The sequence below is a fragment of the Flintibacter hominis genome (genome assembly GCF_014287965.1).
GTDB lineage: Bacteria > Bacillota > Clostridia > Oscillospirales > Oscillospiraceae > Lawsonibacter > Lawsonibacter aceti.
On the sequence record NZ_JACOPO010000002.1, the window covers coordinates 22973 to 35382 of the forward strand.

Sequence of the window (12410 nt, forward strand, 5' to 3'; positions counted from 1 at the left end):
GAGCTAAGATAGGAGATATCTTCACTCTCCACTCGATTCAAATCAGGCTTCTTCCGGAGCCTCAGCGTTATCGTTCTCAGTGATCTCCCCCGCAGGCAGGTCCTCCTCAAGAGCCTCAATGGGCTCCAGGGGGGCGGAGGCGGGCTTGATGTCGATCTTATATCCAGTCAGCTTGGCGGCCAGGCGGGCGTTCTGCCCCTCCTTGCCGATGGCCAGGGAGAGCTGGTCGTCGGGCACCACCACCCGGCAGCTCTTGCCGTCGGGCAGCTCCTCCACCGAGAGAACGTCGGCGGGGGACAGGGCGGCGGCGATATACTCCGCCGGGTCCTCAGACCACTTGATAATGTCCATCTTCTCGCCCTTCAGCTCATCCACAATGGTGTTGACCCGCTGGCCCCGGGGGCCGACGCAGGCGCCGATGGGGTCCACGTTGGGGTCGGCAGACCAGACGGCCAGCTTGGTGCGGGAGCCGGCCTCCCGTGCCACAGACTTGACCTCCACGGTGCCGTCATAGATCTCAGGCACCTCCAGCTCGAACAGCCGCTTGACCAGTCCAGGGTGGGTCCGTGAGATGAGGACCTGGGGACCCTTGCTGTTGGGACGGACCTCCACGACATAGACCTTCAGCCGCTGGCCCTCTACATACCGCTCGCCCTTCACCTGCTCATTGGCGCCCAGATAGGCGTCGGTGAACTCAGAGCCGGAGTGGATGCGCAGGGACACGGCACCGTTCCGGGGATCGATACGGGTAACCACACCGGTAACCAGCTCCTGCTCCTTGGAGCAGAACTCGTCATAGATCATCCCCTGCTCCGCCTCACGGATGCCCTGGATAATGACTTGGCGGGCGGTCTGTGCGGCTACCCGGCCGAAGTTCCGGGGCTTGATCTCCATGCGGACCACATCGCCCAGTTGGGCCTGGGGCAGGGCGTTTCGTGCCTCGTCCAGGCTGATCTCCGTGGCGGGGTCGTCCACCACCTCCACCACTTCCTTCTTCAAAAACAGGCGGACAGTGGCGGTCTCCTCATTGGCCTCGATGACCAGATTTTCCCCCATCCCCTCGTGGTCCTTCTTATAGGCGGACAGAAGGGCCTGGGTAATCTTCTCCATCATATAGCCGGGCTTGATGCCCTTCTCCTGCTCAATCTGGGCGATGGCGGCAAAGAACTCCTTGCCGTCCAGCTCATTGCTGTTGACTTTTTTGGTTGCTCTCTTAGCCACGATAGTTTCCTCCTAAAACAGCGGAAGCGCCGCCGTTCATTGTATAGCTTTTGCGCAGCGGGCCGCCCCAATGGCGGTCGTGTCCGTCAAAACCGGGGATACAGCCGGACCAGGGCGATCTCCTTCTTCTCAAAGTTCACCGGGCTGCCGCCCACCTCCAGGGTCACATTTCCGTCCTCAAAGGCACGGAGCAGACCCACATGGTCTTTACGGCCATCTCTGGGGCGGTAGAGCTTTACCTCCACCTCGGCCCCCAAGAATTGGGCGAAATGATTCGGCTTTTTCAACACTCGGTCCGCCCCGGCAGAGGACACCTCAAAAGTGTAGCTGCCCTCAATGGGATCGGCCTCGTCCAGCAGGTCGGACAGGGGCCGGGAAACCGCCTCACAGTCATCGATGGACACGCCGCCCTCCTTATCGATGTAGACGCGGAGGAACCACTCCCCCGCCTCCTTCACATATTCCACATCCCAGAGGGTGCATCCAGCCCCCTCCACCACGGGGAGGGCCAAAGCGGCCACGGTATCGGTAACTTTTGCCATAAAGTTCCTCCTATTTTGCCCCTCACTCCCGGAGGTTCGGCCCATTTGGTCAATCAAAAAGAGCGGAGCCTTGACCCCACTCTCACCAATACTACCTTAATAACATCATGACTATACCACAAACCAAGGCGGATTGCAAGAGCTGGAGAAAAGTTTTTTCCAGATCAAGGGCTTTTTCCAGCGCAAAACATAGAAAAAATTGTCAATGAGAACAGTCATTACCGGATTTTTCGGCAGACAAAAGACACATACTACCACCCGGATGGAACTTCCGTTGGACAAACAGGACGGGAGGAAGTTGAGAATGAAACGATATCTAATGGCTCTTGGCCTGGCTGTGACCATGGTGGCCACCCTGGCCTCCTGCGGCAACACGGACGGGAATACCAACAGCGGTACCAATGGCCCCGCCAACGGCTCTGTGTCCGGTTCCGCCCAGACCAGAAACCGGCGTACCACCTATGACCGCAGCAACGCCTATGACTATCTGGAGGACGGCCGCTATTCTGCTGACGCCAATGGGCGAGTATACGGCAGCCGGAACGACAACATGGGCCGAGACCTGACCCAGGGAGCACGGGACCTGATCCGCGGAGCCGGTGACGCCATCGGCGACGTGGGCCGGGGCATCGGCGATGCCGCCCGAGACATCACCGGCGGGACCGCCGGCACCCCCAGCTGGGAGCCTAATCCCGGTAACCGGAGCACGATGAATTATTAAAAAATAGGCAATCTCCAAAAAGGGGTCCGGCAAAACCAGTTTGCCGGGCCCCTTTTCATTCTATTCACGTCTTTTTTCAGGCCGGTCCGGGGCCTCATTTCTTGCGGCCTCCCTTTTTGGGCTTGGCCTTTGCCCAGCCCGCCTTGCGGGCCGGACGGGCCTCCTTCTTCTCCACCCTCTGCCGGCTGTGCACGCTCTCCCGCCGGGTGGGGCCGACGCCTTTCTTGCCGGCTGATTGGCCGCCGCCCTTTCCCTTGGCGGCCGGAGCCCGCTCCCCCGGTCCGTCCGAGGACCGCGCTCCTCTGTCCGGCCGGACCAGACAGTGCTTGCCGTAGCCGATCAGGTCCTCCCGGCCCGTCCGGTGGAGGGCCTCCAGCACCAGCTTACGGTTTTGGGGCTTGCGCCACTGCATCAGCGCCCGCTGGAGGGCCTTGTCGTGGGGCGTCTTGGGGACGAACACCGGCTCCATAGTCCGGGGGTCCAGTCCGGTGTACCACATGCAGGTGGCCAGGGTGCCCGGTGTGGGATAGAAGTCCTGCACCTGTTCAGGCATATGGCCCTGCCTGTTCAGCCACTCGGCCAGCTTTACCGCGTCCTCCAGAGTGCAGCCCGGATGGGAGGAGATGAGGTAGGGCACCAGATACTGGTCCTTGCCATACCGCCGGTTGAGCTTAAAATACTTTTCTCGGAATTTTTCATATACCTCAATGTGGGGCTTTCCCATGTAGTCCAGAGTATGGGCCACACAGTGCTCCGGCGCCACCTTGAGCTGGCCAGAGATGTGGTGCTGGACCAGGTCGGTAAAAAACTCCCCGCTGGGGTCCTTCATCAGATAGTCAAACCGGATGCCGGATCGGATGAACACCTTTTTCACCTTTGGGATCTCCCGCAGCTTGCGCAGCAGCAGCATATAGTCGGTGTGGTCCGCATCCAGGTTAGGACAGGGCTCCGGGGCCAGGCAGGCCCGGTTTTTGCACATCCCGTGCTTGAGCTGCTTCTGGCAGGAGGGCCGGCGGAAGGTGGCCGAGGGGCCGCCCACATCGTGGATATAGCCCTTGAAGCCGGGGTGCTCCGTCAGGGCCTTCACCTCACGGATGACCGACTGGTGGCTTCGGCAGGAGATGGTACGTCCCTGGTGAAAGGCCAGGGAGCAGAAGTTGCACGCCCCAAAGCATCCCCTGTTGTGGGTGACGGAGAAGCGCACCTCCTCAATGGCGGGCACACCTCCCATCTCGTCGTACATGGGGTGGGGCTCCCGGACATAGGGCAGCTCGGCCACCCGGTCCATTTCCTCTGTGGTCAGGGGGAAGGCCGGAGGATTGACTAGCAGGAACTGTCGGCCGTGTTTTTGCAGGATGGCCCTGCCCACCACAGCGTCATGCTCCTGATACTCCACCATATTGGCCCGGGCGTAGGCCTCCTTAGAGGCGGACACCTCCTCGAAGGAGGGCACCTCCACCCTGGGGTATGTGCACACATCCGGGTACTTCACCGCCGCACAGGTACCCCGCACATCGGTGATCTCCCCCACCGGAGTGCCGCTGGCCAGCCGGGCGGCGATCTCGATGGTGGCCCTCTCCCCCATGCCGTAGGTCAGCAGGTCCGCTTGGGCGTCGAAGAGAATGGAGCGGCGGACCTTGTCCTCCCAGTAGTCGTAGTGGGCGAAGCGGCGCAGGCTGGCCTCCAGTCCGCCGATGACCAGGGGGATGTCCCCAAAGACCTCCCGCACCCGGTTGGAGTAGACAATGGTGGCGTGGTCGGGGCGCAGGCCCGCCCGCCGTCCGGGGGAGTAGGCGTCGTCATGGCGGCGCTTTTTGGCGGCAGTGTAGTGGGCCACCATGGAGTCGATATTGCCCGCGGAGAGGAGCACCCCCAGCCGGGGCCGCCCCAGGGCGGCAAAGGCTTCCGGGTCCCTCCAGTCGGGCTGGGCCAGCATGGCCACCCGATAGCCCTCGGCCTCCAGCACCCGGCCGATGATAGCCGGACCGAAGGAGGGGTGGTCCACATAGGCGTCCCCGGTGATCAGCAGAAAGTCATAAAAGTCCCAGCCCCGGCGCTCCATATCCTGGATGCTCACCGGCAGGAACCGCTCTCGGTCAAAACTCATGGTCATTTCCTCGATTTCATGAAAATCAGGGTAAAACAGCGCGCAGTCCTCGCCCCAGGCCCTCCGCCACCGCCCATGGGGAGGCAGCAGGATCGAGCTCCCGGCCCCATCATGATCTTCAGCCGGCGGGCCAACAGCATAGAGATCACTCTCTCAAGAAAGAGCATATCACACCAGGGGCGGAATTACCACTGTTTTCTCCCGTCCAGACTGGCCCCTTGACCCCCCCCTTGACAAACCGCTTTTCTCTCGGTATAATCCTTTCGGTCACTCGGAGGGTACGCCATTCGACAGAAGAAATGGTACGCTGGATAAGGTGACGGGCTGAAATGCCCGTTGGCTTATCCGGCTTTTTTGTTGTCCTTCGGACCGATCTCACAACTGGGAGTGATCTTCTGTGGACCTGCTGACAGGAAATGTAAAAAAGCTCTATTTCCGGTATCTCGGCGCCGCCTTTGGCAGCGCCATCATCTCCTCCATCTATGGGTTGGTGGACACCGCCATGGTAGGCCAGTACCACGGCCCTCAGGGGGCGGCGGCAATGGCGGTGGTGGCCCCGGTGTGGAATATCATATACAGCCTGGGCCTGCTGGCTGGCATCGGCGGCTCCGTGCTGTTCAGCACAGCCCGCGGCCAGGGCCAGAGCCGGCGGGAGCGGGAATATTTTTCCGCCGCCCTGCTGGGCGTGTCCGGGCTGGCTATTATAAGCTGGCTGGTCATCTTCCTGCTGGACGCCCCCCTCCTCACCCTGTTCGGTGCGGACCAGACGCTGCTTCCCCTGGCCCAGGCCTATCTCCTTCCGGTCAAGTGGGTAGTGCCTGTCTTTCTGTTTAACCAGATGCTGGCCGCCTTTCTCCGCAATGACGGAGACCCCGGCCGGGCGGCGGCGGCCGTCCTGTCCGGGGGTATCTTCAACATCTTTGGGGACTACTTTTTTGTCTTTGTGCTGGATATGGGTATCTTTGGGGCCGGGCTGGCCACCGCTATTGGCTCGGTGATTTCCCTGCTGGTAGCCCTGACTCACTTCCTGTCCCCAAAAAACACGCTGCGCTTCCTGTGGCCCAGCCGCCTGCCCCAAAAGCTCCGCGCCATCCTGGTCACCGGCTTCTCCACCTTTTTCATCGACATCGCCATGGGCATCCTCACCACCCTGTTCAACCGGCAGATCATGTCCTGCCTGGGGACAGACGCCCTGGCGGTATACGGCATCATCGTCAACGTAAGCACCATTGTTCAGTGCTGCGCTTACAGCGTGGGCCAGTCCGCCCAGCCGATCCTGTCCATCAACTTCGGCGCCCACCAATGGGACCGCCTCCGCCAGACGCTCCGATATGCCCTGTGGGCCGCCCTGATCTGGGCGGCCCCCAATGGGTTTGTCCGTATCTTCATGGACGCCGGGCCGGATATCTACGCCATTGCCCCGGCCATCCTCCGGACCTACGGCCTGTCCTTCCTGCTCCTCCCGCTGAACATCTTTTCCACCTACTACTTCCAGTCCCTCCTGCGCCCCGCCGCCGCCTTCTTTGTGTCGGTGGCCCGGGGGCTGGTCATCAGCGGCGGGCTGATCCTCGCCCTCCCCGCCCTTCTGGGGCCGGAGGCGGTATGGCTGGCTATGCCGGTGACCGAGGGGGTAGTGGCCCTGGCGGTCGTCCTTCTGATCCGCCGGTACACCGGCGGCCTGGGGAGGGCGGAGGTGGGCTGACCCTCTCCCCGGCACAAGGGAGGCGGCCGCCCGATGGACAGCCGCCTGATGCCCTTTGCCCGTTCCCCTTAGTCCTGGGCGGGGGCGCTCCCCTTGTGCTCCGCCTGACACAGCTCTATGCAGGCATAAAATTGGGTGTGGAGCCTGTCGTACATCTGGTCCAGGTAGTCCCAGAGGGCATGAAATCCGCTGGACAGATCGCTGTCCTCCCGGTCCACCGCCAACGACATGACCCAGAGGGCGCAAATGCCGTCCCGCAGGCGGTTCATCGGGTCCTCCATCTCAAAGAGGACCTTATGCAGTTCCATCTGAAAACCTCCTTGTGTTTCCCCCGGAGGTGTGGTATCATAGATTTGCCAGACCTTCGGGGATGGTGTTTGTGGGGTGTTGGTGTGCTTGTCAGGTGGGCCAACACCCTATTTTATTTTCTCATAGACCTCACGAATCCCTTGACGAATCACATCCGCCTTTGTCATGCCGGTTTTCTGGCAACAGATCTCCAGCAACCGGATATCCTCGTCTGACATGCGGATTCTTGTTTCGTGATTCTTTGGCTCCGATGTCGGCCTTCCCCTTGGTGACAAATTTTTCGCCTCCTTTTTGTATCACCAAAATAATTTTAATATATGGTGACACAAAAGTCAAGTATTATTTTTCTGTTCTCCTATCTGCCTGCCATCGTGTCCTCCTTGTATTTTCCCTGGAGGTATGATATCATAGATTTATCAGACCTTCGGGGATGGTGAGGGAGTAGTCGTTGACACTTGTCGGGTGAGCGGCTACTCTCATTTTTTAAGGCTCTTTTCCACCAAATCAATTCCCTTTTCGATGACCTCGGTCCGAGATATTTGAAGCTTTTCCGCACACATTTTCAATTTATCAGCGGTTTCCGGTGTCAATCTCACACCGAGGTTCACACTTTTGGTAATCTCTTTGGGCGGACGGCCAGTCCGTGGAGACATCTTCTCACCTCACTTTTCGCTCCTGCAATAATTATATTATTGTATGAGCAGAAAGTCAAGTATTATTTTTTTGTTCTCCTATCTGCCTGCCATCGTGTCCTCCTTGTATTTTCCCTGGAGGTGTGGTATCATAGATTTACCAGACCTTCGGGAATGGTGTTTTAGGAACAGTCCGTGACTTTTTGAGGGTGGCGGGCTGTTTCTATTTTTCTTGGTAAAGTTCCTCATCCAGCTTTTCACGGAACCATTCTGTTCTTCCGATCCCCTTTTTTGCCAGCTTCTGGTCCAGCTGTTCCGCCTTTTCCCGGTCGACCATGAATACAAGCTGCTTCATGTTCTTCCGCCGCTCTCTGAAGTACTCTGCCCTGCTTTTATCAGCCACATATTCACCCCCTTTGTAGCTAACTACATTATATACTTGTAGTTAGCTACTTATCAAGAGTTTTTTTTGCTGTGATCTTTTCTTCTATCTTCTTTTTGCCCCTTTTCATAATAGGTGCTGTCAGCAGGAGGCCCACGGCAGGTAGGGCATGACCGCCGGGCACGCCCAAAGCACGGTCCAGAGAGAGCGGCGCGCCGAGGTCGCCGCGCTCTACCCGCAAATCGTGACATTTCCCCTAAAAGGAGCTTATCATCATGAGGCCGTTTTGATCCGTTTTCCCTTTCCCACACAAAAAGCACCGTTCCGCAATTACGGAACGGTGCTTTTATAGATAAAATTACCTTTTGTATTCAAACTCCAGGTCGTACATGGACACGATATCCCTAACAGCTTGATCACCAGTTCTCCTTAGTTCTTAAGCATTCTCCACAGCGTGGTTCGGCTGATTCCCAGCCTTTCCGCTGTTCGGCTCTGGTTTCCGTTCTCCCGCTCTAAAGTCCGCAACACAATGTCCCGATTGATCTCCTGCAATGTCCGGTTTAAATCCAAGGGCGCCTCAGTATCCTCCCCCCTGTCCCCTACCGGCACTACAGAGCCTTCCCGTTTCAGCACCTCCTCAACAGCTTCGGCGGTGATATAAGGCTGTTCAGTCATCATGGCCAGTTCTTTTACAATACGCTGGAACTGAGAATAATTTCGCGGCCAGTCGAATTTTTGCAGCTTTCGCATCGCCTCTGCCTCTATACCCGATACCTGCTTGGTCATAGTGGTATTCAGATGGCTGAGATACATATTGACAATGGCCGGAAACTTCTCGACTCGCTGACGCAGCGGGGGCAGATAGAGGGTAAGACAACTCAGCACCTCAACAAACTCTACCCCGGCGTCAGGCATTGCCTCGTCCTTTTTGCACACACAGGAGAATATGAGCCGGTTCATCTTATGCACGTTCATGGCAATAATGTTAGCCAATAGCTGCCCCCGCTGGTCCGAGGTGAGCACGTCTATATTTTTGATAAAAATGGTACATTCGCTCCTGGTCAATGGCGAATTATGGTGGTTCATCAGATAGCTCCACCCCTTTGTATTTAGCAGGAAGCAGTCTACCACCACCAGCGGCGAATCCCACCAGTCGCTCTGCAGGTACAGATAATTGACGGCCTGCTCTTTGCATGTCCCCTCCTCGCCAAATACCATAACAGGCTGGCTGGTACGGTTGATGTTTTGGATCGTATGATACAGATCTCTCAGCAGTCCTACCACTGAGTACAGGCTGCCCGAATACTGCTCTTCCACCTCAGATTGGCCCGAATAGCGGATGCCACGGCGGATATCCGACAGCGGCACCTGACTTTCGGAGAAATAGTAGGCGGTATAATGCTCATTGCCCACAGTTTCTCGGTGTGAGCGGATAGAATATTGAATATTGTCTATCTGCTTCAGGATGTGCTTCTGACTGTTTGTTTCGCCTCGAAGGCTTTCTTGACGCAGGTAGTCTATAATAGCAGTGCCGCTGTCCTCGATGGTGGAGAAAAACAGTTCCCCCTGGTCATTAAACACTACGGTTTGATTGATCTGATTCCAAATCAAGCTCCGCAAAAAACGGTTCTCTGCCCTGAGATTTCGGTAATTCCCGTACAGTTGAATCGTCTGGGTAAACGCCATACGCACTCCCTCTGCTCCAGAGGTGATAAGCACTACATCCAGTCCCAGCTGCATTGCCGTGGTGTGCGCTACCATATCACATAGGATGGCCTGGGTCCCCTTTTCTCGGATAGACTGTAAGACAGGCTCAACCTCCGCAGCGTTGCGAATAGTATAGATGTCGATTTGGTATTGCATCACCTCACACAGCAGCCTTGCGCTTGTGGTCACATTGGGAAAACCTACAATCGCATAGTGGTCTGATACCTGCTCCGCCAACTGCATTGCCCGGAGCAGGTCGAAGGGCAGGATCGGAATCTCAATAACCGGAAGGTCCAGCCGTTCTCGAAGCATGGTAGCGGTCCCGCCCCGGGAGATAATGACATCATAATCGTTATAGAAATTCCGGCGGGCCATCTCTACCCCCTTCTGCAGATCTCCTACATAAACTGTCAAGTCGATGTCCTGATACTCCTTGGAAACCTCCAACATTAAGGGGCGCATCTCCGAATAAGGGGCTATGCCCAGCAGTCTAATTTTCTGTTCCATCGACGATCCTTTCTGATGGTTCCGATCCAATACCATTACGTAAGGGGATCTCAAATTCTCCCTCCGGCGTATTTTGGTTATAAATCACATTTACAGGGCGGTCCGACTTCACCCGATCAATATACTCCGAAGGAGGAATCCCAGTCATTTGTTTAAACAGGCGACTAAAATAATGGATACTCTGATAACTCAGTTTTTCAGCGATCTGGCTCACATTTAATTCTGAGTAAAGCATCAGTTCCTTGGCCCTCTCGATCTTCCGGTGGTTGATATATCGGTTTGGCGGCACTCCCACTCGTTCCCGGAAAATTAGCCGGAAATAGTTTGCACTATATCCACATCTGGCTGCCAAATCCTTCACCCATAGCGGACTGTCAATATTCTCTTCAATCATCTGGAGGATCTTCCGCATTTCCGAATCTTCTCGCTGGGCAGCTAGATCATACAGCTGCCAGTTCTCCATCTCCTTGTGTTCCCATCTCATCAAGGAAATAAGCAGTTCATACAAGCGCAGACTAATTACTTCGTCATAATCCTGATTCTGGTTGATCGCTTCCTCAAAAATATCTCGCACCATGCTCCCTACAGGCTCCACTGTGGACGCGAAGAATAGTGGTAACTTTTTCACCCGCTCTTCCAACTCCCTAGAGCAGGTAAATTTCAAATCCAGGCAGCAGGAAGTGTCCAGGCTCGTGATAGAGTGGCATATCTCTGGTGGAACCAGAACCAGGCTTCGTGGTCCGGTTTCAAATCGTTCCTGCCCAACCCGCACACAAGTGTGTCCGCTCAGACAATATATATAATGAAAAAAGTTGTGCCTATGGGGCTCGATATACTGCCCTGCCATCTTTTTGTTTTTTACTACTCGGTGAACTGACACATCGTTGCGCATAAAATTACTCCCATAGGTCTTTCTACTGATCATACACTCTTAAAACATTTGCTTGTCTCCCCAAGGATCCGCAAGTCTGCAACAGAAATATTCAAGCCATTCCTGACCGCTGTAATATTTCTTCTTATTCACTCTTGGATCCCAGAGATCTCCTCAGGCCGGATATTGGTTACCTGGCCATAGATACACAGAGCATCCAGGAATCCTCCTTCATCATATCCAAACACATGCCACTCCAGCTCTGGAAAATGCATTATATCTCCCGGGCAGAGCCACTGTTGATGTTCTAAGCTGTCTGGCCCACTCCCCCATTTCACATATGCCCTCGCGCAGTCCAGCACTACTACAGACTCCTCCGCGTGGTTATGAGGGGCCATAGGGCCGCTGTCTGCGCAGTAACGGCAGTAACTTACAGTCATTTTCGCGCTGGCTATGGCGCTGTCTTTGCCTACGGCATTTTGTACTACCCGTCCTGGCAGACTAGTTTGGAAAATCTCATCTCTATGCTTAAAATCCATCTGTATTACCTCCTGATCTTTTTCATAGGCTTTTTTCTTGTGGCGGTGACATTACAGGAAATCATTATAGTCAATGCACGCTTTTATTGTATTTATCTTTTTCGCCTGTACCCGTATCCTTTTCAACTTTTCCATTTTCACTGGTACTAATCCTACCGTTCTGATAATAGATAGAGCGAAAAGTATAAATGAAAGAGTGCTTTATATCAATACTTTTCTCTTGTCTATCCTTATACTGGATACATCAAATATCAGGAGGTATTCCTTATGAGCAAGAAAGAGATTATCGGCGTCATTCCGCCGATCATTACTCCTATTGACGATCAGGAAAAGGTAGATGAAAAGGCTCTGCGGGCCCTAATTGACCACTGTATCAACAACGGTATCCATGGTATTTTTGTATGTGGATCAAACGGCGAATGTATGGCTTTGACACAGGAACAGCGGGATCGAGCCATTCAAATCACCTTGGACCATTGTGCTGGCCGAGTACCTGTTATTGCCGGTTGTATGGACTCCAGTACCCAGCGCGCCATAGAAAATGTAAAGCGTTTTGAAGATATGGGTGGCCAGACTGCTGTGATTACTCCTGTGTTCTATGCCCGTCACGCAACACAAGATGAAACCGTCCAGCATTTTGAGCAAATCAGCCGCAACACCAGCGCAAATCTGATGATATACAACATCCCGCCTTTTACCGGTCAGTTGCTTACAGCAGATACCATCATCCAGTTATCTAAAATAGACAAGGTCATCGGTGTAAAAGACACATCTGGTAATTATCCTCTTTTTATCAGGCTGCTTAATCACTTTAAAGGTACAGATTTTCTAGTACACCAGGGCTCTACAAATCTGGCAGTCCCCAGTATGCTTATGGGAGCCGACGGGTATATCCCTTCTCTGGCCCCCCTGTTTCCAAAGGCTCACATCAAACTGTATGAATATGGCAAGGCCGGTAATATTTCGGAAGCCATGAAATGGGGTGCCATTGTAGATGAGATCTGTAAGCTTTACCCTATGGCGAAGAGTCAGACTGCTTCCACCAAGTACGCCATCAGCACCCTCGGCTTTGCCAGCGAACGGGTATGCCGCCCCACTGAACCTATCACTGTTGAGGAGCGAAAGCGCATCGATGCCCACATTGCCACGCTGAGGCAATATATGTAGAAA

General features: G+C 55.1%; 12 protein-coding genes. 3 read left to right on the top strand and 9 right to left on the bottom strand.

All coding sequences use genetic code 11. The features are described from left to right. Window positions 1-42 precede the first annotated feature (42 nt). Together nusA and rimP are read right to left on the bottom strand one after the other, a co-directional pair. Window positions 43-1221, bottom strand: a complete 1179-nt coding sequence (nusA, locus tag H8S11_RS03260; RefSeq protein WP_147571011.1) for a transcription termination factor NusA — start codon at window positions 1219-1221, stop codon at window positions 43-45. A gap of 86 nt (window positions 1222-1307) precedes the next feature. Further along, a complete protein-coding gene (gene rimP, locus H8S11_RS03265) occupies window positions 1308-1763 on the bottom strand; it encodes a ribosome maturation factor RimP (protein ID WP_147571012.1) in 456 nt (151 codons plus the stop codon). Window positions 1764-2067: 304 nt separating this feature from the next. Between rimP and H8S11_RS03270 the strand changes: the two genes are divergently transcribed. Continuing rightward, complete coding sequence (locus H8S11_RS03270; RefSeq protein WP_147571013.1) at window positions 2068-2484, top strand: hypothetical protein; 417 nt, start codon at window positions 2068-2070, stop codon at window positions 2482-2484. A gap of 94 nt (window positions 2485-2578) precedes the next feature. On the opposite strand, the gene H8S11_RS03275 is transcribed toward H8S11_RS03270, so the two are convergent. Then, entirely contained in the window at window positions 2579-4591 is a 2013-nt protein-coding gene (locus H8S11_RS03275) for a YgiQ family radical SAM protein (RefSeq protein WP_186852184.1), read from the bottom strand. 397 nt (window positions 4592-4988) lie between these two features. Here H8S11_RS03275 and H8S11_RS03280 point away from each other — a divergent pair, with 397 nt between their 5' ends. Next, a complete protein-coding gene (locus H8S11_RS03280; protein WP_186852185.1) occupies window positions 4989-6293 on the top strand; it encodes an MATE family efflux transporter in 1305 nt (434 codons plus the stop codon). A 68-nt stretch (window positions 6294-6361) separates the two neighbouring features. Here the strand turns inward: H8S11_RS03280 and H8S11_RS03285 are convergent, their stop codons facing one another. The 6 genes from H8S11_RS03285 to H8S11_RS03310 all read right to left on the bottom strand — a co-directional run bounded on the left by H8S11_RS03285 (window position 6362) and on the right by H8S11_RS03310 (window position 11240). Next, window positions 6362-6601, bottom strand: coding sequence for a hypothetical protein (locus H8S11_RS03285; protein WP_147571016.1), 240 nt, complete (start codon window positions 6599-6601; stop codon window positions 6362-6364). A 477-nt stretch (window positions 6602-7078) separates the two neighbouring features. After that, a complete protein-coding gene (locus tag H8S11_RS14165) occupies window positions 7079-7255 on the bottom strand; it encodes a ribbon-helix-helix domain-containing protein (protein ID WP_147571017.1) in 177 nt (58 codons plus the stop codon). A 202-nt stretch (window positions 7256-7457) separates the two neighbouring features. Beyond that, window positions 7458-7637, bottom strand: coding sequence for a hypothetical protein (locus H8S11_RS03295; protein ID WP_147571018.1), 180 nt, complete (start codon window positions 7635-7637; stop codon window positions 7458-7460). Between the two features lie 408 nt (window positions 7638-8045). After that, on the bottom strand, window positions 8046-9830 hold the full coding sequence (locus H8S11_RS03300) for a sigma-54-dependent transcriptional regulator (RefSeq protein ID WP_186852186.1): 1785 nt from the start codon (window positions 9828-9830) through the stop codon (window positions 8046-8048). Further along, window positions 9814-10722, bottom strand: a complete 909-nt coding sequence (locus H8S11_RS03305; protein ID WP_186852187.1) for a helix-turn-helix domain-containing protein — start codon at window positions 10720-10722, stop codon at window positions 9814-9816. The genes H8S11_RS03300 and H8S11_RS03305 overlap by 17 nt, the downstream gene beginning before the upstream one ends. A gap of 128 nt (window positions 10723-10850) precedes the next feature. Next, window positions 10851-11240, bottom strand: coding sequence for a hypothetical protein (locus H8S11_RS03310; protein WP_186852188.1), 390 nt, complete (start codon window positions 11238-11240; stop codon window positions 10851-10853). A 267-nt stretch (window positions 11241-11507) separates the two neighbouring features. Here H8S11_RS03310 and H8S11_RS03315 point away from each other — a divergent pair, with 267 nt between their 5' ends. Continuing rightward, on the top strand, window positions 11508-12407 hold the full coding sequence (locus H8S11_RS03315) for a dihydrodipicolinate synthase family protein (protein WP_186852189.1): 900 nt from the start codon (window positions 11508-11510) through the stop codon (window positions 12405-12407). The last annotated feature ends 3 nt before the right edge of the window (window positions 12408-12410 follow it).

Bases quoted from the DNA above. Each gene is read 5' to 3' on its own strand.
- H8S11_RS03300 (WP_186852186.1), bottom strand. From the start codon at position 9,830: ATGGAACAGAAAATTAGACTGCTGGGCATAGCCCCTTATTCGGAGATG.
- H8S11_RS03270 (WP_147571013.1), top strand. From the start codon at position 2,068: ATGAAACGATATCTAATGGCTCTTGGCCTGGCTGTGACCATGGTGGCC.
- H8S11_RS14165 (WP_147571017.1), bottom strand. From the start codon at position 7,255: ATGTCTCCACGGACTGGCCGTCCGCCCAAAGAGATTACCAAAAGTGTG.
- H8S11_RS03285 (WP_147571016.1), bottom strand. From the start codon at position 6,601: ATGGAACTGCATAAGGTCCTCTTTGAGATGGAGGACCCGATGAACCGC.
- H8S11_RS03275 (WP_186852184.1), bottom strand. From the start codon at position 4,591: ATGAGTTTTGACCGAGAGCGGTTCCTGCCGGTGAGCATCCAGGATATG.
- H8S11_RS03305 (WP_186852187.1), bottom strand. From the start codon at position 10,722: ATGCGCAACGATGTGTCAGTTCACCGAGTAGTAAAAAACAAAAAGATG.
- H8S11_RS03315 (WP_186852189.1), top strand. From the start codon at position 11,508: ATGAGCAAGAAAGAGATTATCGGCGTCATTCCGCCGATCATTACTCCT.
- H8S11_RS03310 (WP_186852188.1), bottom strand. From the start codon at position 11,240: ATGGATTTTAAGCATAGAGATGAGATTTTCCAAACTAGTCTGCCAGGA.
- rimP (WP_147571012.1), bottom strand. From the start codon at position 1,763: ATGGCAAAAGTTACCGATACCGTGGCCGCTTTGGCCCTCCCCGTGGTG.